18 protein-coding genes are annotated in these 22,411 nt (G+C 59.3%); 2 read left to right on the plus strand and 16 right to left on the minus strand.

The window, feature by feature from the left end; translation table 11 throughout:
• Positions 1-110: 110 nt before the first annotated feature.
• The 16 genes from dnaE to rpsB all read right to left on the minus strand — a co-directional run bounded on the left by dnaE (position 111) and on the right by rpsB (position 18,324).
• A complete protein-coding gene (gene dnaE / locus ACGSLL_RS13275) occupies positions 111-3,632 on the minus strand; it encodes a DNA polymerase III subunit alpha (RefSeq protein WP_208938534.1) in 3,522 nt (1,173 codons plus the stop codon).
• Between the two features lie 76 nt (positions 3,633-3,708).
• Positions 3,709-4,335, minus strand: coding sequence for a ribonuclease HII (rnhB, locus tag ACGSLL_RS13280; RefSeq protein WP_394506504.1), 627 nt, complete (start codon positions 4,333-4,335; stop codon positions 3,709-3,711).
• Between the two features lie 11 nt (positions 4,336-4,346).
• Positions 4,347-5,477 carry a lipid-A-disaccharide synthase gene (gene lpxB / locus ACGSLL_RS13285; protein WP_394506445.1) on the minus strand — a complete coding sequence of 377 codons (1,131 nt, stop codon included), beginning with the start codon at positions 5,475-5,477 and terminating at the stop codon, positions 4,347-4,349.
• Between the two features lie 2 nt (positions 5,478-5,479).
• Positions 5,480-6,256 (minus strand): acyl-ACP--UDP-N-acetylglucosamine O-acyltransferase, encoded by a 777-nt coding sequence (gene lpxA, locus ACGSLL_RS13290; RefSeq protein WP_093104250.1) that lies wholly within the window; start codon positions 6,254-6,256, stop codon positions 5,480-5,482.
• A complete protein-coding gene (gene fabZ / locus ACGSLL_RS13295; RefSeq protein ID WP_016771469.1) occupies positions 6,253-6,693 on the minus strand; it encodes a 3-hydroxyacyl-ACP dehydratase FabZ in 441 nt (146 codons plus the stop codon). The genes lpxA and fabZ overlap by 4 nt, the downstream gene beginning before the upstream one ends.
• 106 nt (positions 6,694-6,799) lie before the next feature.
• The gene (gene lpxD, locus ACGSLL_RS13300; RefSeq protein WP_394506448.1) at positions 6,800-7,855 is read right to left on the minus strand and encodes a UDP-3-O-(3-hydroxymyristoyl)glucosamine N-acyltransferase; all 1,056 of its coding nucleotides are present in this window, start codon (positions 7,853-7,855) and stop codon (positions 6,800-6,802) included.
• A gap of 3 nt (positions 7,856-7,858) precedes the next feature.
• Positions 7,859-8,362 (minus strand): OmpH/Skp family outer membrane protein, encoded by a 504-nt coding sequence (locus tag ACGSLL_RS13305; RefSeq protein ID WP_003222140.1) that lies wholly within the window; start codon positions 8,360-8,362, stop codon positions 7,859-7,861.
• Between the two features lie 45 nt (positions 8,363-8,407).
• A complete protein-coding gene (gene bamA / locus ACGSLL_RS13310; protein ID WP_394506451.1) occupies positions 8,408-10,783 on the minus strand; it encodes an outer membrane protein assembly factor BamA in 2,376 nt (791 codons plus the stop codon).
• A 74-nt stretch (positions 10,784-10,857) separates the two neighbouring features.
• A complete protein-coding gene (gene rseP / locus ACGSLL_RS13315; RefSeq protein ID WP_394506453.1) occupies positions 10,858-12,210 on the minus strand; it encodes a sigma E protease regulator RseP in 1,353 nt (450 codons plus the stop codon).
• 54 nt (positions 12,211-12,264) lie between these two features.
• The gene (ispC, locus tag ACGSLL_RS13320) at positions 12,265-13,455 is read right to left on the minus strand and encodes a 1-deoxy-D-xylulose-5-phosphate reductoisomerase (protein WP_394506455.1); all 1,191 of its coding nucleotides are present in this window, start codon (positions 13,453-13,455) and stop codon (positions 12,265-12,267) included.
• Complete coding sequence (locus ACGSLL_RS13325) at positions 13,452-14,258, minus strand: phosphatidate cytidylyltransferase (protein ID WP_394506457.1); 807 nt, start codon at positions 14,256-14,258, stop codon at positions 13,452-13,454. The genes ispC and ACGSLL_RS13325 overlap by 4 nt, the downstream gene beginning before the upstream one ends.
• Positions 14,258-15,013, minus strand: a complete 756-nt coding sequence (uppS, locus tag ACGSLL_RS13330) for a polyprenyl diphosphate synthase (RefSeq protein ID WP_203420932.1) — start codon at positions 15,011-15,013, stop codon at positions 14,258-14,260. The genes ACGSLL_RS13325 and uppS overlap by 1 nt, the downstream gene beginning before the upstream one ends.
• Positions 15,014-15,027: 14 nt before the next feature.
• The gene (gene frr / locus ACGSLL_RS13335; RefSeq protein ID WP_258450364.1) at positions 15,028-15,585 is read right to left on the minus strand and encodes a ribosome recycling factor; all 558 of its coding nucleotides are present in this window, start codon (positions 15,583-15,585) and stop codon (positions 15,028-15,030) included.
• Positions 15,582-16,325 carry a UMP kinase gene (gene pyrH / locus ACGSLL_RS13340; RefSeq protein WP_011332683.1) on the minus strand — a complete coding sequence of 248 codons (744 nt, stop codon included), beginning with the start codon at positions 16,323-16,325 and terminating at the stop codon, positions 15,582-15,584. Before pyrH ends, frr begins: the two co-directional genes overlap by 4 nt.
• Positions 16,326-16,532: 207 nt before the next feature.
• The gene (gene tsf / locus ACGSLL_RS13345) at positions 16,533-17,396 is read right to left on the minus strand and encodes a translation elongation factor Ts (protein WP_016771476.1); all 864 of its coding nucleotides are present in this window, start codon (positions 17,394-17,396) and stop codon (positions 16,533-16,535) included.
• Between the two features lie 190 nt (positions 17,397-17,586).
• Entirely contained in the window at positions 17,587-18,324 is a 738-nt protein-coding gene (rpsB, locus tag ACGSLL_RS13350) for a 30S ribosomal protein S2 (protein ID WP_003222119.1), read from the minus strand.
• Positions 18,325-18,696: 372 nt separating this feature from the next.
• Here rpsB and map point away from each other — a divergent pair, with 372 nt between their 5' ends.
• On the plus strand, positions 18,697-19,479 hold the full coding sequence (gene map, locus ACGSLL_RS13355; RefSeq protein WP_394506462.1) for a type I methionyl aminopeptidase: 783 nt from the start codon (positions 18,697-18,699) through the stop codon (positions 19,477-19,479).
• Between the two features lie 42 nt (positions 19,480-19,521).
• Positions 19,522-22,224, plus strand: coding sequence for a [protein-PII] uridylyltransferase (locus ACGSLL_RS13360; protein ID WP_394506464.1), 2,703 nt, complete (start codon positions 19,522-19,524; stop codon positions 22,222-22,224).
• Positions 22,225-22,411: the final 187 nt, after the last annotated feature.

Consider the following 22,411-nt stretch of genomic DNA (forward strand, 5'->3'; position numbering starts at 1 on the left):
AGCTTGGGGCCGGCCGGTTGTCTATTCGCGCCCTACCTTAAGGGAGAGGCGCGCTAAGGTCGAGATTAAAAATTCAGGTTGCGGGCAAGCGCAGTGATGGCACTCGCCGGTCAACGGTATTGGAGGAAGACGTTGTCTCGCCCGAACTGGTCACGCAGGGCTTGAATCAACGCATCCGCCGGGTCGATCCGCCAGGTCTCGCCGAACTGCAGCAAGGTCTTCGCATCCGGGCTGGTGTACTCCATGGTGATCGGGCACGCGCCGCGGTGACGCTTGAGCAGCTCACCCAGCCAGCGTAGCTGATCGCCTTTCAGGTCCTGGGTCTGCAGCTTCAGGCGCAGGCTCTCGGCGAGGTTGGTGCGCGCATCTTCCATGCTCATCACGCGCTTGACCCGCAGGCGCAGGCCGCCGGAGAAGTCGTCGTTGCTGACCTCGCCTTCAACCACCACCATCGCGTCGGTCTGCAACAGCGATTGTGCGGAATGGAACGCATCGGCGAACAGCGAGGCCTCGATCCGCCCGGAGCGGTCATCGAGGGTGATGAAGCCCATCTTGTCGCCCTTTTTGTTTTTCATCACCCGCAGGGCAATGATCATCCCGGCCACAGTCTGGGTGTCACGGGCCGGTTTCAGGTCGATGATGCGCTGACGGGCGAAACGGCGGATCTCGCCTTCATATTCGTCGATCGGGTGACCGGTCAGGTACAGGCCCAGGGTGTCTTTTTCACCCTTGAGACGCTCCTTGAGGGTCAGCTCCTTGGCCTTGCGATGGGACGCGTAAACGTCGGCATCTTCCTCAACGAACAACCCGCCAAACAGGTCGGCGTGCCCGGAGTCGTGGGTGCGCGCGGTCTGCTCGGCCGCCTTGATCGCCTCCTCCATCGCCGCCAGCAGCACGGCGCGGTTGCGGTCGATATTGGCTTGATAAGCCTTTTGCTCGTCGTGGAAATACGGGCCCAGACGATCCAGCGCACCGCTGCGGATCAGACCGTCGAGGGTACGTTTGTTGATGCGCTTGAGGTCGACCCGCGCGCAGAAATCGAACAGATCCTTGAACGGACCGGCCTGACGCGCCTCGGTGATGGCTTCAACCGGACCTTCACCGACGCCTTTGATCGCACCGAGGCCATAAACGATGCGGCCGTCGTCGTTCACCGTGAACTTGAACTCCGAGGTGTTCACGTCCGGCGCGTCGAGGCGCAGCTTCATCGTGCGCACTTCCTCGATCAAGGTCACGACCTTGTCGGTGTTGTGCATGTCCGCCGAGAGTACCGCAGCCATGAACGGCGCCGGGTAATGCGCTTTCAGCCAGGCCGTCTGATACGACACCAGACCGTAGGCGGCAGAGTGGGATTTGTTGAAGCCGTAACCGGCGAATTTCTCTACCAGGTCGAAAATGTTACCGGCCAGGTCCGCATCGATGCCGTTGGTGGCGCAACCCTCAATGAAACCGCCACGCTGCTTGGCCATTTCTTCGGGCTTTTTCTTACCCATCGCTCGACGCAGCATGTCCGCACCGCCGAGGGTGTAGCCGGCCATGACCTGAGCGATCTGCATCACCTGTTCCTGATACAGGATGATGCCGTAAGTCGGCGCGAGTACCGGCTTGAGGCCTTCGTACTGGTAATCCGAGTGTGGATACGCCAGTTCGGCGCGGCCGTGCTTACGGTTGATGAAGTCGTCCACCATGCCGGACTGCAACGGGCCCGGACGGAACAGTGCCACCAGTGCGATCAAGTCTTCCAGGCAGTCGGGCTTGAGCTTTTTGATCAGCTCTTTCATGCCGCGCGATTCAAGCTGGAACACCGCTGTGGTTTCGGCCTTCTGCAGCAGGCTGTAGGTCGGCTTGTCGTCGAGCGGGATAAACGCGATATCCAGCGGCGGCTCGTTGACCTTGGCGCGGTCGCGGTTGATGGTTTTCAGCGCCCAGTCGATGATCGTCAGCGTACGCAGGCCGAGGAAGTCGAACTTCACCAGACCGGCCGCCTCCACGTCGTCCTTGTCGAACTGGGTCACCAGGCCGTCACCGGCCTCGTCGCAATAGATCGGCGAAAAGTCGGTCAGCTTGGTCGGGGCGATTACCACACCACCGGCGTGCTTGCCGACGTTACGCACCACGCCTTCAAGCTTGCGCGCCATCTCCCAGATTTCCGCAGCCTCTTCATCGACCTTGATGAAGTCACGCAGAATCTCTTCCTGCTCGTAGGCTTTTTCCAAAGTCATGCCGACTTCAAACGGAATCATCTTCGACAGACGATCCGCCAGACCGTAGGACTTGCCCTGCACCCGCGCCACGTCACGCACCACCGCTTTTGCGGCCATGGAACCGAAGGTGATGATCTGGCTTACGGCGTTGCGACCGTACTTTTCGGCCACGTAATCGATCACCCGGTCACGACCGTCCATGCAGAAGTCGACGTCGAAGTCGGGCATCGAAACCCGTTCCGGGTTAAGGAAACGTTCGAACAGCAGATCGTATTCCAGCGGGTCGAGGTCGGTGATCTTCTGTACGTAGGCCACCAGCGACCCGGCACCCGATCCACGGCCGGGACCGACCGGCACGCCGTTGTTCTTGGCCCACTGGATGAAGTCCATCACGATCAGGAAGTAACCGGGGAAGCCCATCTGGATGATGATATCCAGCTCGAAATTCAAGCGGTCGACGTAGACCTGACGCTTGGCTTCGTAATCTTCGGTGGTGTCCTTGGGCAGCAGCACCGCCAGGCGTTCTTCGAGACCGTCGAAAGAAACCTTGCGGAAGTATTCGTCGATGGTCATGCCATCGGGAATCGGGAAGTTGGGCAGGAAGTGCGTGCCCAGCTTGACTTCGATGTTGCAGCGCTTGGCGATCTCGACGGTGTTTTCGATGGCGTCAGGAATATCGCTGAACAGCTCGAGCATTTCCTCGGCGCTTTTCAGGTATTGCTGATCGCTGTAATTCTTCGAGCGCCGCGGGTCGTCGAGGGCGCGGCCCTCACCGATGCACACGCGGGTTTCGTGGGCGGCGAAGTCTTCCTGCTTGATGAAACGCACATCGTTGGTTGCTACCAGCGGCGCACCGAGCTTGTCGGCCAGCGCCACGGCGCCGTGCAATTGCTCTTCGTCGTTGGGACGGTTGGTGCGCTGGATTTCCAGATAGAAGCGGTCCGGGAACACCGCCATCCATTCACGCGCCAGCGTCTCGGCTTCGGCCGGGTTGCCGCCGATCAGCGCCATGCCGATCTCGCCCTCTTTGGCAGCCGACAACATGATCAGGCCTTCGCTGGCTTCGGCGACCCACTGGCGCTCGACAATGATCATGCCGTTGCGCTGGCCTTCGATGAAGCCACGCGAGATCAGCTCAGTGAGGTTGCGGTAGCCCTTGGCGTTCATCACCAGCAGGCTGATCCGGCTCAACGGCCCGTCCGGATCCTTGTTCGACAGCCACAGGTCGGCGCCGCAAATCGGCTTGATCCCGGCGCCCATGGTGTTTTTGTAGAACTTGACCAGAGAACACATGTTGTTCTGGTCGGTGACCGCAACCGCCGGCATGTTCAGCGCGGTCAGCGCCTTGACCAGTGGCTTGATCCGCACCAGCCCGTCGACCAGGGAGTATTCAGTGTGCAGGCGTAGATGAACGAATGAAGCCGGCATAGTGATCCTGTCCAGTTACATAGAGACAACGAGGCCCGGATTGTACCGGGCCTCGAATAAAACATCAGCCTTGCGCCTAAACCTGGGTCAGCACTTCCCGCGCCTCATAGGCCAGACGCACCGGGGCAAACGAGCGCCGGTGAATCGGGGTCGGCCCGAGACGCGACAGCGCTTCCAGATGAACGGGCGTCGGATAGCCTTTATGGCCACCCATACCATAGCCCGGATAGATCAACTCGAATGCGGCCATTTCGCGGTCGCGGCTGACCTTGGCCAGAATCGACGCGGCAGCGATCGCCGGGACCTTGCCGTCGCCCTGCACCACCGCTTCGGCACGCATCGGCAAGTGCGGGCAGCGGTTGCCGTCGATCATCGCCAGTTTCGGCTGAATGTGAAGCCCAGCCACCGCGCGCTGCATGGCCAGCATAGTGGCGTGGAGAATGTTCAGCTCATCGATTTCTTCGACTTCGGCGCGGGCGATGCACCAGCTCAAGGCCTTCTCGCAGATTTCATCGTAGAGCTTTTCACGCTTGGCTTCGGTGAGTTTCTTCGAGTCATCGAGACCGAGGATAGGCCGGTTCGGATCGAGGATCACCGCCGCCGTCACCACCGCACCGCACAACGGGCCGCGACCGACTTCATCGACGCCGGCCACGAGGTCTTCGACTTCGGCGACGAGGGTGAAATCCAGGCCCATCTGCATGCTTGTCTTGCTCATCGTGTTTGACCGATCAGGTTGAGGACGGCATCCGCCGCCTGATTGGAGGCATCCAGGCGCAACGTGCGATGGATCTCGTCGAAACCGCGAGTCTGCTCTTCGCCACCGTCGATCAATGGCGAGAGCGTCAACGCCAGCGCCTCGACTGTCGCATCATCCTGCAACAGCTCGGGCACCAGCAAGCGCTGAGCCAACAGGTTTGGCAACGACACGTACGGGCTCTTGACCATGCGCTTGAGAATCCAGAACGTCAGCGGCGCCAAACGGTATGCCACCACCATTGGTCGCTTGTACAGCAGCGCTTCGAGGGTCGCGGTGCCGGAGGCGATCAACACCGCGTTGCACGCCGCCAGCGCCAGATGTGATTTGCCATCAAGCAGGGTCACTGGCAAATCGCGGCCGGCGAGCAATTCTTCAAGCTGCGCGCGACGCTCAGGGTTGGCGCACGGAATAACGAACCGCAAGCCCGGACGCATGGCGCGCAAGCGTTCGGCCGTGTCGAGAAACAGCGCGCCGAGACGCGACACTTCGCCGCCCCGGCTGCCGGGCATCAACGCGACCAGCGGACCGTCGGGCAAACCCAGTTCGGCCCGCGCCGCGGCACGGTCGGCTTCAAGCGGAATAGTGTCGGCCAGGGTGTGGCCAACGAACCGCACCGGCACGCCCTTCTCTTCGTAGAATTTTGCTTCGAATGGCAGCAACGTCAACATCAGGTCGCAGCCTTCGCGGATCTTCAGCACGCGCTTCTGGCGCCACGCCCACACCGACGGGCTGACGTAATGCACGGTCTTGATCCCGGCCTGACGCAGCTTGAGTTCGATATTGAGGTTGAAGTCCGGCGCGTCGATGCCGATGAACACGTCCGGCTTCTCGGCAATCAGCGTGGCGATCAGCTGCTTGCGGCGCTTTAACAGTTCGCGCAGCCGGCCGAGAACTTCCACCAGTCCCATGACCGACAAGCGCTCCATGGGGAAGTAGGACGCCAGGCCTTCGGCTTGCATCAACGGACCGCCAACACCGATGAAATCGACCGCTGGATGCTGCGCCTTGAGCGCACGCATCAGACCGGCACCGAGAATGTCGCCGGAAGCTTCACCGGCCACCAGCGCAATACGCAGACTGGCCATGATCAGCGGGTGATGCCGCGAGTCGACGACAGAATGGAATCACGGAACACCGCGACTTCCGGGTACTGCGCAGCCGGCTCGGCGAGTTCGGCCAGTGCCTGCTCGACGGTCAGCCCCTGGCGATAAACGGTTTTGTAGGCGCGACGCAAGGTGTGAATCGCGTCCTCACTGAAACCACGACGACGCATGCCTTCGAAGTTCATGCTGCGCGCTTCGGCCGGGTTGCCGAACACGGTAACGAACGCCGGAACATCCTTGCCGATCGCGGTGCCCATGCCGGAAAAGCTGTGGGCGCCGATGTGGCAATACTGGTGTACGAGGGTGAAACCGGAAAGAATCGCCCAATCATCCACATGCACGTGACCGGCCAGCGCGGTGTTGTTGACCAGGATGCAATGATTGCCGATGACGCTGTCGTGACCGATGTGCGCGTAGGCCATGATCAGGTTGTGGTCACCCAGCGTGGTTTCCGAGCGATCCTGCACGGTGCCACGGTGAATGGTCACGCCTTCACGGATGACGTTGTGGTCACCGATCACCAGGCGGGTTTCCTCGCCCTTGTATTTCAGATCGGGCGTGTCTTCGCCTACCGAGGAAAACTGGTAGATGCGATTGTGCTTGCCAATGCGGGTCGGGCCCTTGAGGACCACATGCGGCCCGATCACGGTACCCTCGCCGATTTCCACACCTGCGCCGATGATCGACCACGGGCCGACCTCGACGCCGTCAGCCAAAATGGCGGACGGATCGATGATTGCGCGAGGGTCAATCAAACTCATACTTTTTGTTCCGCGCAGATGATTTCTGCCGAGCACACCGGCTTGCCGTCAACCGACGCCTGGCATTCGAACTTCCAGATCTTGCGCTTGCAGCTGATGAAGGTCGCTTCGAGGATCAACTGGTCGCCCGGCTTGACTGGCTGGCGGAAGCGCAGCTTGTCGGAACCGACGAAGTAATACAGGGTGCCGTCGGCCGGTTTGACGTCGAGCATCTTGAAACCGAGGATCCCGGCAGCCTGCGCCATCGCTTCGATGATCAGCACGCCCGGCATGATCGGATGCGCAGGGAAGTGACCATTGAAGAACGGTTCGTTGATGCTGACATTCTTGTAGGCGCGAATTCGCTTGCCTTCAGTGTCCAGTTCCACCACCCGGTCCACCAGCAGGAACGGGTAACGGTGAGGCAGGTATTCGCGAATCTCGTTGATGTCCATCATTTCAGGGGGAAGCCTATGTAAAGATTGGGAGCGCGACTGACGCGCACTCCTCTAGCAAATCAAGGACGCAGTCCAGAGGCTGTGCACACTTGATATGGAAATGGTATCAGCCATCAGATGAAGCATTGCCATCAGGGGTCACTTCCCCGACGCGCTTTTCCAGCTGTTTGAGCCGTCGCGCGATGTCATCGAGCTGACGGATACGGGCCGCGCTTTTGCGCCATTCGGCCGCCGGTTGCATGGCTGTGCCGGAAGAATAGGCGCCCGGCTCGGTAATCGAGTGGGTCACCATGGTCATGCCGGTCAGGAAAACGTTGTCGCAAATATCTATGTGACCGACCAGACCGACACCGCCAGCGAGCATGCAGTGCTTGCCGATTTTGGTGCTGCCGGAGATCCCCACACAGGCGGCCATGGCGGTGTGATCACCGACCTGAACGTTGTGTGCGATCTGTATCTGGTTGTCGAGTTTCACGCCATTGCCGATCACGGTATCGGCCAGGGCGCCGCGGTCGATGGCGGTGTTCACGCCAATCTCGACGTCGTCGCCGATGGTCACGCCGCCGATCTGCGCGATCTTTTGCCAGATGCCCTTCTCATTGGCGAAGCCGAAGCCCTCGCCACCGAGCACGGCACCGGACTGAATCACCACACGTTTGCCGATGCGTACGTCGTGATACAGCGTCACGCGCGGAGCGAGCCAGCCGCCCTCGCCGATTTCGCTGCGCGCACCGATCACGCAATGCGCGCCCAGGGTCACCTGCGCGCCAATTCGCGCACCAGCCTCGATCACCACAAAGGGCCCGATGCTGGCGGTTGGATCAACCACCGCGTCCGCAGCAATCACCGCTGAAGGATGGATGCCCGCGGGCGCTTTCGGCTTGGGATCGAACAAATGCGAGAGGCGCGCATAGGCCAGATAAGGATCCGGCACCACGAGTGCATTACCGACAAAACCTTCGGCGTCGGCTTCCTTGAGCAGCAACGCTGCCGCCTGCGAGCCCGCCAGGTATTTGCGATATTGAGGGTTTGCCAGAAAGCTCAACTGAGCTGGGCCAGCCTCTTGCAAAGTGGCTAGCCCAGTAATTTGCTTCTCGGCGTCGCCACGCAGGGAGGCGCCGAGGAACTCGGCCAACTGGCCGAGCTTGATAGTCACGGTCATGGGTTACTTCAGCTGATTCATGCGCTCGATAACCTGGCGCGTGATGTCGTACTGAGGTTTGACATCGATCACTGCGCCACGCTCGAACACCAGGTCAAAACCACCTTTCTTGATGACTTCTTCCACAGCGCTGTCCAGTTTCGGCTTCAGTTGCTTGAGCATCTCGCGGTCGGCAACGGCTTTGGCTTCATTCAGCTCTTTGGACTGGAACTGGAAGTCACGGGCCTTTTGCTTGAACTCCAGCTCCAGACGCTCGCGCTCACCTTGCTGCATCTTGTCGCCACCGGCCATCAGACGATCCTGGATACCCTTGGCGCTGCTTTCCAGCGTTTTCAGCTTGGTCAGTTGTGGACCGAACTTCTTCTCGGCATCTACGGCGTATTTCTTCGCCGCGTCGGATTCCAGCAGGGCCATTTGATAGTTCAGAACGGCAATTTTCATGTCGGCAAATGCCGGGCCTGCCACCAGTACGGAGGCCAGGAGAACCAATTGAGTCAACTTACGCACGATGCACTCCTACAAAATCCATTGTCGTTATCTTGGGTCAGACGCTTAGAACGTCTGGCCGAGGGAGAATTGGAACACTTGAGTTTCAGCGTCATCCGGTTTCTTGATCGGCATGGCCAACGCGAAGCTCAGAGGACCCAGTGCGGTGACCCAGGTCACACCCACACCCACGGAACTGGCCATGTTGCTCAGACTGATGTCGTTGCACTTGGTGTTGGACGAAGTACCGTTGGCGTTCGTAGTGTCCTTGCACTGCGAGTCAAATACGTTACCGACATCCCAGAATACCGAAGTACGCAGGGAGCGCTGATCTTTCACGAACGGCAGCGGGAACAGGACTTCCACGCCACCCTGGATCAGGACATTACCACCGAATGGCAGCGGATCCTGATCAGGATCTCGGGATGTCCCCGGGTTATTACCCAGACTCGGAGTGCTGCGCGGGCCGAGGGTGCTGTCCTTGAAGCCACGCACGGAGTTGAAACCACCCGCATAGTAGTTTTCATAGAACGGCAAGCCGTCAGTCGAACCGTAACCGTCGCCATAACCGAGTTCGGTGTGCAGACGCATGGTGTAGTTTTCAGTGATCGGCTGGAACAACTGACCACGGTAGTCAAGCTTGAAGAACGACAGATCACTGCCTGGAATGGTGGTTTCCAGGGTCAGGCTCTGAGAACGACCACGGGTCGGCAGCACGCCTTTATTCAGGGTCGACTCGGACCAACCGGCAGATGCCTTGAAGTTCAGGTAGTTATCGCCTTCTTTGTCAACGAAGTCGAAAATCTCGTCAACGGTGTAACGACCGGTATTGATCTTGTCCTGCTGCGCGGACAGACCGAAGGTCAGACGCGAAGTCTCGCTGATCGGATAGCCCACGTTCACACCGGCACCCAGGCTGTCCACGGCGTAGCTCGAAATATCGGCATCGAGTTCGTCGTAATCGGTGGTGCGATAGAACGCGTTGTAGCCCAGGCTCACGCCATCGGCGGTCCAGTAGGGGTCAACGTAGCCGAAGTTGTAGCGGCTCTGGTATTCGCTGCGAGTCAGGCCGATGCTGACGCGGTTACCGGTCCCGAGGAAGTTGTTCTGAGTGATCGAACCACCGAGGATCAGACCGGCACTCTGGGCGAAACCGACGCTGGCGGTAATCGAACCGGACGCCTGCTCTTCGACGGCGTAGTTCACGTCCACCTGGTCATCGACACCCGGAACAGCCGGCGTCTCGACGTTGACTTCCTTGAAGAAGCCCAGACGCTCGAGACGGGTCTTGGACTGGTCGATCAGGTAGGTCGAAGCCCAGCCACCTTCCATCTGACGCATTTCACGGCGCAGCACTTCGTCTTCGGACTTGGTGTTGCCACGGAAGTTGATGCGGTTGACGTAGGCACGCTTGCCCGGATCGACAGCGAACAGGATATCGACGGTGTGGTCGTCATCATGCGGCTGAGGTACGCCGTTGACGTTGGCGAAGGTGTAACCCTCGTTACCCAGACGGCGGGTGATCAGTTCAGAGGTGGTGGTCATCAGCTTGCGCGAGAACACCTGGCCCTTCTGCACCAGCAGCAGGGACTTGATCTGGTCTTCAGGGACTTTCAGATCACCGCTGAGCTTGACGTCACGAACGGTGTACTTCTCGCCTTCGGTGACGTTGACGGTGATGTAAACGTGCTTCTTGTCCGGGGTGATGGACACCTGGGTCGAAGCGATGTCCATGTTGATATAGCCGCGGTCCAGGTAGTAGGAACGCAGACGCTCAAGGTCACCGGACAGTTTTTCACGGGCATACTTGTCGTCGTTCTTGAAGAACGACAGCCAGTTGGTGGTTTTCAGTTCGAACAGGTCGGTCAGGTCTTCCTCGGGGAACACCGTGTTGCCGACCACGTTGATGTGCTGAATCGCGGCAACGGTACCTTCGTTGATCTTCACTTTCAGACCAACACGGTTACGCGGTTGCGAAACCACTTCGGTATCGACGGTAGCCGAGTAACGACCTTGCGCGACGTACTGACGCTGCAGTTCGTTACGCACACCTTCGAGAGTGGCGCGCTGGAAGATCTCGCCTTCGGCCAGACCGGATTGCTTGAGGCCCTTCATCAGGTCTTCAGTCGAGATCGCCTTGTTGCCTTCGATCTCGATACTGGCAACCGACGGACGTTCGACGACCGTGATCACCAGAACGTTGCCTTCGCGGCCCAGCTGGATATCTTGAAAGAAACCGGTTTTGAACAACGCACGAGTGGATTCCACCAGGCGACGATCATCCGCCTGCTCGCCGACGTTCAACGGCAAGGCACCAAAGACACTACCCGCGGAGACCCGCTGGAGGCCATTGACGCGAATATCAGAGATAGTGAAGGACTCGGCGTGAACTTCGGCGATCATCAATACGGTGAGAACCGCAGTTAGCAGCAGACGTTTCATGAAGTCCTTTCTTATTCCAACTGGCAATAAACAAACTGCCGCAAAATGCGGCAGATTCGCAATTCAGCGAAGCGTTACAGTCGACCCAGATCGTTGACCAGAGCAAGCAACATCACCCCGACCACCAAACTGATACCGATCTGTATCCCCCAACCTTGCACCCGATCCGACAAGGGGCGACCACGCACCCACTCGATCAGATAAAACAACAAATGCCCCCCATCCAGTACAGGAATGGGCAGCAAATTCAGAACCCCCAGGCTAATACTCAGATAAGCAAGGAAATTCAGGAAATCAGCGACGCCCGACTGGGCAGAAGCGCCCGCCACTTTAGCAATGGTTATCGGTCCACTCAAGTTTTTTACCGAGAGCTCGCCGAACAGCATTTTCTTCAGTGAATCGAGGGTCAGAATGCTCATGGTCCAAGTGCGACGGGCGCCCTCGCCAATTGCCGCCAACGGGCCGTAACTGACCTCGCGAATCATCTCCGGTGGCCAGTCGATTGCCTTGACCCCCGCGCCCAGATAACCGCTTGGCGCCTTGCTTTCACCGCGCGCCGCCAAGGTCACCGGGACGTCGATTTGAGCACTGTCGCGCTCGATGCGCAGCAGGATTTTGGTATCAGGACGCGTACGAACGGTATCGACCACTTGCTGCCAGTCGCTCAACGGCTGGCCATCCAGCGCCAGCAGGCGATCGCCGGTTTTCAGGCCAGCAGCCTGCGCCGGGCCTTTCGGATCGAGCTCGGCGAGTACCGGTGGCAACGCCGGGCGCCACGGACGAATACCCAGAGAACGAATCGGATCCGGCTCATCGGCGCCCTTGAGCCAGTTGTCCAGTTTCAGTTCACGCGGCGAATCCGCGGTAGCCCCTTGTTCGCGCACCAGCAATTGCAAAGAACCGCTTTCGCCGAGACGCCGTACCAATTGCAGATTGACGGCTGCCCACCCGGAAGTCGGCTCGCCATCGATGGCGACGATTTCCTCGCCTGCATTCAAACCGGCCCTGGCGGCAATGCTGCCGGACTCCACCGCACCGATGACCGGGCGCACCTGTTCGCTGCCGAGCATGGCCAGCACCCAGAAGAACACCAGCGCCAAAAGAAAGTTGGCCACGGGGCCGGCGGCAACAATGGCGATACGCTGACGCACGGTTTTACGGTTGAACGACTGATCGAGTTGATCGACCGGGACTTCGCCCTCGCGCTCGTCGAGCATTTTGACGTAGCCGCCCAGCGGGATCGCGGCAATCACGAATTCTGTGCCCTGCTTGTCATGCCAGCGCAGCAGCGGCATGCCGAAACCTACGGAAAAGCGCAAAACCTTGACGCCACAGCGCCGCGCGACCCAGAAGTGGCCGAATTCGTGAAAGGTGACCAGCACACCCAGAGCAATCAGGGTGCCGGCAATCATATAGAGCGCGCTCATCTACTTTCTCCGCAATCCTGTTCAGTGCCGCGTGTAGCCAATGTATTGCAAATTCTATCGATCGTGACGCTTGAGCCACTGGCGCGCCAGATCACGCGCCTTGGCATCGGCAGTAAACACCGCTTCGAGATCAGCCAGGGCCACCACCGGCTCGAGGCTCAAGACCTCCTCGATGATACTCGCGATTTCCAGGTACCGGACCCGTCCGTCGAGAAACGCCTGTACCGCCACTTCGTTGGCCGCATTGAGCATTGCCGGAGCGCTGTCGCCCGCCTCGGCAGCTTGCCGCGCCAGACGCAGGCAAGGGAAGCGCCCTTCATCCGGCGCCTCGAAGTCCAGCCGCGCGATGGCGAACAGATCCAGCGGCGCGACCCCGGAATCAATGCGCTCTGGCCACGCCAGCGCACTGGCGATTGGCGTACGCATATCGGGATTGCCCAACTGCGCCAGTACCGAGCCGTCGACGTAATCGACCAGCGAGTGGATCACACTCTGCGGGTGGATCACCACCTCGACCTGCGCAGGCTTGGCGTCGAACAACCAGCAGGCTTCGATCAGCTCGAGACCTTTATTCATCATGCTCGCCGAATCGACCGAGATCTTGCGCCCCATCGACCAGTTCGGATGCGCACAGGCCTGATCAGGTGAAACATGCGCCAGTTCACTCATCGGCGTCTGTCGGAACGGACCGCCAGAGGCTGTGAGTAAAATCCGCCGAACACCGACCGCACCCAACCCACGGGCAAAATCGTGTGGCATGCACTGGAAAATCGCGTTGTGCTCGCTGTCGATCGGCAGCAACACCGAACCGCTCTTGCGCACGGCCTGCATGAACAGGGCGCCGGACATCACCAGCGCCTCTTTATTGGCCAGCAGGATTTTCTTGCCCGCTTCGACGGCGGCCAAAGTCGGACGCAATCCCGCCGCACCGACGATCGCCGCCATCACCGCATCGACTTCCGGCGCGGAGGCGATCTGACACAAGCCCTCTTCGCCCACCAGCACCTGGGTCGATAAACCGGCAGCGCGTAAATCGTCCTGCAAGCTGCGCGCGGCGGCCGCTTGCGGCACCACGGCAAATTGCGGCGCATGACGCACGCACAAGGCCAACAACTCACTCAGACGGGAGAAACCGCTGAGTGCAAAAACCTGATAACGCTCGGGATGACGGGCAATGACATCGAGCGTGCTGAGCCCGATCGAGCCTGTAGCACCCAGAACGGTAATCTGCTGAGGGCGACTCACGGCGCGGCCATCCACAGCAGCACGGCAAATACCGGAATCGCTGCCGTGAGGCTGTCGATGCGATCAAGCACACCGCCATGACCGGGCAGCAGGTTACTGCTGTCCTTGATACCGGACTGACGCTTGAACATGCTTTCGGTCAGGTCGCCGACCACCGAGATGAAAACAATCACGGCCGCGCCAATCAAGCCCTTGAGCAGTTCGGCGACGGTCCAGTCACGCACCAGCCCGACAATCGCGGTAATCACCAGACTCAGCGCCAGACCGCCGTACACGCCTTCCCAGCTCTTGCCCGGACTGACCTGCGGCGCCAGCTTGCGCTTGCCGAATTTGCGACCCGAGAAATAAGCGCCAATATCGGCCCCCCAGACCAGCACCATCACCGCCATGATCAGCCAGTTACCCAGCGGGTACTGCTTGATCAGCACCAGCCCTTGCCAGGCCGGCAACAACACCAGCAGGCCGATTACCAGCTTGGTCGCAGCGGTTGACCAGTGCCCGCTCGAACGCGGATAAGTCAGCACCAGCCACGTGGCCACGGCCCACCAGATCACCGATGCCCCCAGCACCCAAGGCGCGAGGCCAGGCAAAACGTACATGACGAACAACATCAAGGCGACCACAGCGGCGAAGCCGACGCGGAACGATTGTGCAGTGAAGCCCGCCAGACGCGCCCATTCCCAGGCACCCAGGCTGACGACCAGCCCGATGAACAGGGCAAAACCGGCACCCTGAAGCAGGAAAAAACCGCACAAGGCGATCGGCAGCAGGATCAGCGCAGTGATGATTCGTTGTTTAAGCATTAAACCCGGGCTCCAGCTTCGACCTGTTCGCTCGTTTTACCGAAGCGACGCTGGCGCGATGCGAAATCAGCCAGCGCATTGCGCATGGCATCGTGTTTGAAGTCCGGCCAGAACAGGTCGGAGAAATACAACTCAGCGTAGGCCAGCTGCCACAGCAGGAAATTGCTGATGCGGTGCTCGCCGCCAGTGCGGATGCACAGGTCCGGCAAAGGCAGATCGCCGGTTGCCAGGCAGGTTTGCAGCAGGTCGGGAGTGATGTCCTCCGGGCGCAGGTGCCCGGCCTGGACTTCACGGGCCAGACGCTGCGCGGCCTGTGCGATATCCCACTGACCGCCGTAGTTGGCGGCGATCTGCAGGATGAAGCGATTGGCGCCCGCCGTCATCGCCTCAGCTTCGCGCATCGCTGCCTGAAGCTCAGGATGAAAGCGCGAGCGATCACCAATGATGCGCAGGCTGATGTTGTTGTCGTTGAGGCGCTTGGCCTCGCGACGCAGCGCCTTGAAGAAAAGATCCATCAAGGCACTGACTTCATCGGCCGGGCGCTGCCAGTTTTCACTGGAAAACGCGAACAGGGTGAGCACCTCGACCTTGGCCTCGGCGCACACCTCGATCACGGCACGCACCGCATCCACGCCCGCTTTATGCCCGGCGACACCCGGCATGAAGCGTTTTTTCGCCCAGCGATTGTTGCCATCCATGATGATCGCGACATGGCGCGGCACCGCGGACGGCGCAGACTGCTTGGTCTTGTCCATTTAAAGCTCGACCCTTATACGGCCATCAGGTCTTTTTCTTTCTCGTCCGTGGCCTTGGTGATCTGGGCCTCGGATTCCTTGGTCAGCTTGTCGATATCAGCGATGGCACGACGCTCTTCGTCTTCACTGATTTCCTTGTCCTTGACCAGCTTCTTCAGATCACCCAACGCGTCACGACGGATGTTGCGCACGGCAACACGCGCGTCTTCCGCCGCGCTACGGGCCTGTTTGGTGAAACCTTTGCGCGTTTCCTCGGTGAGAGCCGGCATCGGAATCAGCAGCAACTCGCCAAGGTTGGTCGGATTGAGGTTCAGGCCGGCGCTCTGGATCGCCTTGTCGACGGCCGCCAGCATGTTGCGCTCGAACGCCACGACCTGCAGGGTCCGCGAGTCTTTTACGGTGACGTTGGCGACGCTGCTCAGCGGGGTGTCAGTACCGTAGTAAGGCACCATGACACTGCCGAGAATGCTCGGGTGAGCCTTGCCGGTGCGGATCTGGCCAAAAGCGTGGGCCAGAGACTCCAGCGATTTCTGCATACGCGCCTGGGCGTCTTTCTTGATTTCGTTGATCATTGTTGAACTTCCTCGATCAAAGTCCCTTCAGCGCCGCCATGAACTATGTTCAGCAGGGCGCCCGGTTTGTTCATGTTGAAGACGCGCAACGGCATCTTGTGATCGCGGCACAGGCAGATAGCGGTCAGATCCATGACACCCAGCTTGCGATCCAGTACTTCATCATAAGTCAGATGATCGAACTTCTCGGCATGTGGGTCTTTGAATGGATCTGCGGTGTAAACGCCATCAACCTTGGTCGCCTTGAGCACGACATCGGCGTCGATTTCGATTGCGCGCAGGCAGGCTGCCGAATCCGTGGTGAAGAACGGGTTGCCGGTACCGGCAGCGAAGATCACCACGTCCTTGGAGTTCAGGTGGCGCATGGCTTTGCGGCGATCGTAGTGATCGGTCACGCCAACCATGGAAATGGCCGACATGACGATGGCCGAGATATTGGCACGTTCCAGCGCATCGCGCATGGCCAGAGCGTTCATCACAGTGGCCAGCATGCCCATGTGGTCGCCCGTGACCCGATCCATGCCGGCTTTGCTCAAGGCTTCACCGCGGAACAGGTTGCCACCGCCGATCACCAGACCGACCTGAACGCCGATACCGACCAACTGGCCAACTTCCAGCGCCATCCGATCCAGCACTTTTGGATCGATCCCGAACTCTTCCGAGCCCATCAGGGCCTCGCCGCTAAGCTTGAGTAGAATGCGTTTATAGCGAGCCTGATAACCACTGCCCTGCTGAGCCATTGCGAATCTCTCCTGCGGCGTATTTAAAATTCTGTGCGAGCTGTTTACAGCTGCCGTTCACTCTAGCTTGGCGCTGCTTCAGCGCCATCGGAACATGGCTTTGTAAGTCAGTTCCAAGCGGAAACCAATAAAAAACTGGTACCCGATCTGAAAAGAGGCTGCGCGCGTGAGCGGGCAGCCTCTTTCGGCGACAGTTGAAAAACCGTCTTATTGCTTGGCGGCAGCCAGCTGGGCAGCAACTTCTTCAGCGAAGTTGTCGACCGGCTTCTCGATGCCTTCGCCTACTTTGAAGTAAGTGAAGGAAACGATTTCAGCACCGGCTTTCTTGGCCAGTTCGCCAACCTTGACTTCAGGGTTCTTGACGAACGCCTGCTCGACCAGGCTTGCTTCTGCCAGGAACTTGCTGATACGGCCTTTGACCATATTCTCAACAATGTTTTCTGGCTTGCCTTTGATCTTCTCTTCGTTCAACTGCAGGAACACAGCTTTCTCACGCTCGATCGCTTCGTCGGAGACTTGCGAAGGCAGCAGGAATTCTGGGTTGCTTGCAGCAACGTGCATTGCGATGTCTTTGGCCAGCTCGACGTCACCGCCTTTCAGGACAACAGCAACACCGATCTTGTTACCGTGCAGGTAAGTGCCGACAACGTCACCTTCTACGCGTACCAGACGACGGATGTTGACGTTCTCGCCGACTTTGGCAACCAGAGCCTCACGAGCCGATTCCTGAGCGGCGATCAGCGGAGCTGCGTCAGTCAGTTTTTCGTCGAAGGCTTTTTCTACGCTGGCAGCAACGAAGTTTTTGAAGTCGTCTTGCAGAGCCAGGAAGTCGGTCTGCGAGTTGACTTCCAGCAGCACGGCTGCCTTGTCATTCGATTTGATGGCGATTGCGCCTTCAGCGGCAACGTTGCCGGCTTTTTTCGCAGCCTTGATCGCGCCCGAAGCACGCATATCATCAATGGCTTTTTCGATGTCGCCGTCAGCCTTTTCCAGGGCCTTCTTGCAGTCCATCATGCCTTCGCCGGTACGCTCGCGCAGTTCTTTGACCAACGCTGCAGTAATTGCTGCCATTTTCAAATTCCTCTTGGATAGGTTTTCAACCATTCCACCCGACCGAACGGGCGTTCAATTCTTCCCGAACCACCCTTGTTAGCTGCCGCACATTACAAACAGTGCCGTGGGCGCCGACAAATGGTTTTCGAGGTGGCAAAAAGGGGGCCAAGCCCCCTTTTTGCTTACTGAGTCAACGCCAGGGCGTCAATTACTCAGCTGCAGCCTGAGTTTCTTCAGCTGCGAATTCTACAGTACCGCCAGCAACGTTGTTGCGACCGCGGATTACTGCGTCAGCCATCGAACCCATGTACAGCTGGATAGCGCGGATTGCGTCATCGTTGCCTGGGATGATGTAGTCAACGCCTTCCGGGCTGCTGTTGGTATCGACAACGCCGATGACCGGGATGCCCAGCTTGTTGGCTTCGGTGATCGCGATGCGCTCGTGGTCAACGTCGATCACGAACAGTGCGTCTGGCAGACCGCCCATGTCCTTGATGCCGCCCAGCGAACGATCCAGCTTTTCCAGGTCACGGGAGCGCATCAGCGCTTCTTTCTTGGTCAGCTTGGCGAAAGTACCGTCTTCGGCCTGGACTTCAAGGTCACGCAGACGCTTGATGGAAGCACGGATGGTCTTGAAGTTGGTCAGCATGCCGCCCAACCAGCGGTGATCGACGTACGGCGAACCGCAACGTGCTGCTTCTTCAGCAACGATCTTGCCAGCGGAACGCTTGGTGCCGACGAACAGAATCTTGTTTTTGCCCTGGGCCAGACGCTCTACGAAAGTCAGAGCTTCGTTGAACATTGGCAGGGTTTTTTCAAGGTTGATGATGTGAATCTTGTTGCGCGCACCGAAAATGTACTTGCCCATTTTCGGGTTCCAGTAACGGGTCTGGTGACCGAAGTGCACACCGGCCTTCAGCATATCGCGCATATTGACTTGGGACATGATAGTTCCTTGATAAGTCGGGTTTGGCCTCCACGTATCCCAATGACCAACCAATGGCTTCAAGCCAAGGGCACCCAGGTCATCGTGTCGACACGTGTGTGGATTTAAGCCTTTCGGGGCATCCCCGGAAAGCGGCGCATTTTATACCACAGGGTGCGCAGAAACGGAACCCGAAATCTGTATTCGCACCAGGGACGTGGACGCAGCCCCCTTGGAATCGGTCCAAGGCGCACCATTGTATAGAGAGAAGCGATGCACGCCGGCGCTGAATTGCGCCATACGTCTGTTAGAATCGCGTTTTTCGGGTTGCCCATTCCACACCGGCCACCCTGTTTGTATCCGCAAGCGCCGCCGAGCGCAGAGAGAGCCTGTATGACCGTCAACCTCAAAACCTCCGAGGACATCGCTGGCATGCGTGTCGCCGGCAAACTGGCCGCCGATGTGCTGGAAATGATTGCCGAACATGTCAAACCGGGCGTGACCACCGATCAGTTGAACCAGATCTGCCACGACTACATCGTCAACGTGCAGCAAGCGATTCCCGCCCCGCTCAATTACAAGGGCTACCCGAAGTCGATCTGCACCTCGATCAATCATGTGGTGTGCCACGGCATCCCGAACGACAAACCGCTGAAAAACGGCGACACCCTGAACATCGACGTCACCGTGATCAAGGACGGCTACCACGGTGACACCAGCCGCATGTTCCACGTCGGCGAAGTAGCGGTCTGGGCCGAGCGCCTGTCGCAGATCACCCAGGAATGCATGTACAAGGCGATCGAGATCGTCAAACCCGGCTGCCGCCTCGGCGACATCGGCGAAGTGATCCAGAAGCACGCCGAGAAGAACGGCTTCTCGGTGGTTCGCGAATTCTGCGGCCACGGCATCGGCAAGGTGTTCCACGAAGAGCCGCAGATCCTGCACTACGGCCGCGCCGGCACCGGCATGGAACTGAAGGCCGGCATGACCTTCACCATCGAGCCGATGATCAACCAGGGCAAGGCCGACACCAAAGTACTGGGCGACGGCTGGACCGCGATCACCAAAGACCGCAAGCTTTCGGCGCAGTGGGAACACACGCTGTTGGTGACCGACACCGGCTATGAGATCTTCACCTTGCGCAGCGATGACACCATCCCGCGCGTCTCGGCCTGATCAAATAAACGCGCCCAGCCTCATATAAAGGAAAGCCAATCGATGCCGCAGGTGGATCCCGAACTCTTCGACCGCGGCCAGTTCCAGGCTGAACTGGCCCTCAAAGCGAGTCCTATCGCGGCGTTCAAGAAGGCGATCCGCCAGGCCCGCGAGGTCCTCGACACGCGTTTTCGCAACGGCCGCGACATTCGCCGTCTGATCGAAGACCGTGCCTGGTTCGTCGATAACATCCTGCAAAAGGCCTGGGAGCAGTTCGACTGGAGCGAAGACGCCGACATCGCGCTCGTCGCGGTCGGCGGCTACGGCCGTGGCGAGTTGCATCCGTACTCCGACATCGATTTGCTGATCCTGCTCGACAGCGCCGACCATGAAATTTTCCGCGACTCCATCGAGCGTTTTCTCACCTTGCTGTGGGACATCGGTCTGGAAGTCGGGCAGAGCGTGCGTTCGGTCGACGAATGCGCCGAAGAGGCTCGCGCCGATCTGACCGTGGTCACCAATCTGATGGAAAGCCGCACCATCTGCGGCCCCGAGCGCCTGCGCCAGCGCATGCTCGACGTCACCAGCACCGCCCACATGTGGCCGGCCAAGGAGTTTTTCCTGGCCAAGCGCGCCGAACAAAAGGCTCGCCATCACAAGTACAACGACACCGAATACAACCTCGAACCCAACGTCAAAGGCTCGCCCGGCGGCCTGCGCGACATCCAAACGATTCTCTGGGTGGCCCGGCGTCAGTACGGCACCCTGAACCTGCGCGCCCTCGCCGGCGAAGGTTTCTTGGTCGAAAGCGAAAACGCCCTGCTCGCCTCCTCCCAGGAATTTCTCTGGAAAGTGCGCTACGCCCTGCACATGCTCGCCGGCCGCTCCGAAGACCGTTTGCTGTTCGATCACCAGCGGACCATCGCCGGCCTGCTCGGATTTGAAGGCGACGATGCCAAACAGGCGGTCGAGAACTTCATGCAGCAGTATTTCCGCACGGTCATGAGCATCGCCCAGCTCAGCGATCTGATCATCCAGCACTTCGAAGAAGTCATCCTCGCCCCGGAAGACGAAGCGCCGCCGCAGCCGATCAACTCACGCTTCCAGCTCCACGACGGTTATATCGAGGCGCGCAACGACAACGTGTTCCGCCGCACGCCATTCGCCATGCTGGAAATCTTCGTGCTGATGGCCCAACAGCCGGAAATCAAAGGCGTGCGCGCTGACACCATTCGTCTGCTACGCGAAAACCGCCACCTGATCGACGACAACTTCCGCAACGATATTCGCAACACCAGCCTGTTCATCGAGCTGTTCAAGTGCAAGATCGGCATCCACCGCAACCTGCGCCGGATGAACCGTTACGGCATTCTTGGCCGCTATCTGCCGGAATTCGGTTTTATCGTCGGGCAAATGCAGCACGACCTGTTCCACATCTATACAGTCGATGCGCACACGCTGAACCTGATCAAACACCTGCGTAAACTGCAGTACACCCAGGTGTCGGAGAAATTCCCGCTGGCCGCCAAGCTGATGGCCAAGCTGCCCAAGCCCGAGCTGATCTACATGGCGGGCCTGTACCACGACATCGGTAAAGGTCGGCATGGCGACCACTCGGAAATCGGCGCGGTCGATGCCGAGGCGTTCTGCCAGCGCCACCAGTTGCCGGTGTGGGACAGCCGCCTGATCGTCTGGCTGGTGCAGAATCATCTGGTGATGTCGACCACCGCCCAGCGCAAGGATTTGTCCGATCCGCAGGTGATTCACGATTTTGCCCTGGCCGTCGGCGATGAAATCCGTCTCGACTATCTCTACGTGCTGACCGTGGCGGATATTAACGCGACCAATCCGACCCTATGGAATTCATGGCGCGCCAGCCTGCTGCGCCAGCTCTACACCGAGACCAAACGCGCCCTGCGCCGTGGCCTGGAAAATCCGGTGGATCGCGAAGAGCAGATACGGCAGACGCAAAGCGCCGCGCTGGATATCCTGGTGCGAGGCGGGACCGACCCGGACGATGTCGAGCAGTTGTGGGCGCAGTTGGGCGATGATTATTTCCTGCGTCACACCGCGGGTGACGTGGCTTGGCACAGCGATGCGATCCTGCAGCAGCCGGTCGATGGCGGGCCGCTGGTGCTGATCAAGGAAACCACCCAGCGCGAGTTCGAGGGCGGCACGCAGATCTTCATTTATGCCCCCGACCAGCATGATTTCTTCGCGGTGACCGTGGCGGCGATGGACCAGTTGAACCTGAACATTCACGACGCCCGTGTCATCACGTCCAGCAGCCAGTTCACCCTCGACACCTACATCGTGCTCGACAACGAAGGCGAGTCGATTGGCGACAACCCGACGCGGGTCAAGCAGATCCGCGAAGGCCTGACCGAAGCCCTGCGTGATCCCGACGACTACCCGACGATCATTCAGCGCCGCGTGCCGCGCCAGCTCAAGCATTTTGCCTTTGCGCCGCAAGTGACGATTCACAACGATGCGCAGCGCCCAGTGACGGTACTCGAACTGACGGCGCCTGATCGCCCCGGCCTGCTGGCCCGCATTGGTGGGATTTTCCTCGAGTTCGACCTGTCGCTGCAGAACGCCAAGATTGCGACCCTGGGCGAGCGCGTGGAAGACGTGTTTTTCATTACCGACGCGCACAATCAGCCGCTGTCCGACCCGCTGCTGTGCAGCCGCCTGCAGGATGCGATCGTCGAGCAGTTGAGCGTCAATCAGGAACCGGATATCAAGCTGTCCCGAATCAGTATCTGAACCATGAATTTCCCCTGTGGGAAACGGCGCGCTCCGATCCAGGCATGGCAATGAAATGCCTGTGGGAGCGAGCCTGCTCGCGAAGGCGTCATTCAACACACATGGATGTTGAACAGGCCGGCCTCTTCGCGAGCAGGCTCGCTCCCACAGGGTTTGTTCCAGCCTGGCTAGCGCGGCAATGCCAACC

It is taken from the genome of Pseudomonas retamae (assembly GCF_043496865.1).
In the GTDB taxonomy this organism is placed as follows: Bacteria; Pseudomonadota; Gammaproteobacteria; order Pseudomonadales; family Pseudomonadaceae; genus Aquipseudomonas; species Aquipseudomonas retamae.

What these genes read in the sequence shown, in the direction of transcription:
- lpxD (WP_394506448.1), bottom strand. Translation starts at nt 7,855, where the DNA reads ATGACCGTGACTATCAAGCTCGGCCAGTTGGCCGAGTTCCTCGGCGCC.
- pyrH (WP_011332683.1), bottom strand. Translation starts at nt 16,325, where the DNA reads ATGGCTCAGCAGGGCAGTGGTTATCAGGCTCGCTATAAACGCATTCTA.
- ACGSLL_RS13325 (WP_394506457.1), bottom strand. Translation starts at nt 14,258, where the DNA reads ATGCTTAAACAACGAATCATCACTGCGCTGATCCTGCTGCCGATCGCC.
- ACGSLL_RS13360 (WP_394506464.1), top strand. Translation starts at nt 19,522, where the DNA reads ATGCCGCAGGTGGATCCCGAACTCTTCGACCGCGGCCAGTTCCAGGCT.
- bamA (WP_394506451.1), bottom strand. Translation starts at nt 10,783, where the DNA reads ATGAAACGTCTGCTGCTAACTGCGGTTCTCACCGTATTGATGATCGCC.
- tsf (WP_016771476.1), bottom strand. Translation starts at nt 17,396, where the DNA reads ATGGCAGCAATTACTGCAGCGTTGGTCAAAGAACTGCGCGAGCGTACC.
- rseP (WP_394506453.1), bottom strand. Translation starts at nt 12,210, where the DNA reads ATGAGCGCGCTCTATATGATTGCCGGCACCCTGATTGCTCTGGGTGTG.
- rnhB (WP_394506504.1), bottom strand. Translation starts at nt 4,335, where the DNA reads ATGCAGATGGGCCTGGATTTCACCCTCGTCGCCGAAGTCGAAGACCTC.
- lpxB (WP_394506445.1), bottom strand. Translation starts at nt 5,477, where the DNA reads ATGGCCAGTCTGCGTATTGCGCTGGTGGCCGGTGAAGCTTCCGGCGAC.
- uppS (WP_203420932.1), bottom strand. Translation starts at nt 15,013, where the DNA reads ATGGACAAGACCAAGCAGTCTGCGCCGTCCGCGGTGCCGCGCCATGTC.
- rpsB (WP_003222119.1), bottom strand. Translation starts at nt 18,324, where the DNA reads ATGTCCCAAGTCAATATGCGCGATATGCTGAAGGCCGGTGTGCACTTC.
- frr (WP_258450364.1), bottom strand. Translation starts at nt 15,585, where the DNA reads ATGATCAACGAAATCAAGAAAGACGCCCAGGCGCGTATGCAGAAATCG.
- dnaE (WP_208938534.1), bottom strand. Translation starts at nt 3,632, where the DNA reads ATGCCGGCTTCATTCGTTCATCTACGCCTGCACACTGAATACTCCCTG.
- lpxA (WP_093104250.1), bottom strand. Translation starts at nt 6,256, where the DNA reads ATGAGTTTGATTGACCCTCGCGCAATCATCGATCCGTCCGCCATTTTG.
- map (WP_394506462.1), top strand. Translation starts at nt 18,697, where the DNA reads ATGACCGTCAACCTCAAAACCTCCGAGGACATCGCTGGCATGCGTGTC.
- fabZ (WP_016771469.1), bottom strand. Translation starts at nt 6,693, where the DNA reads ATGATGGACATCAACGAGATTCGCGAATACCTGCCTCACCGTTACCCG.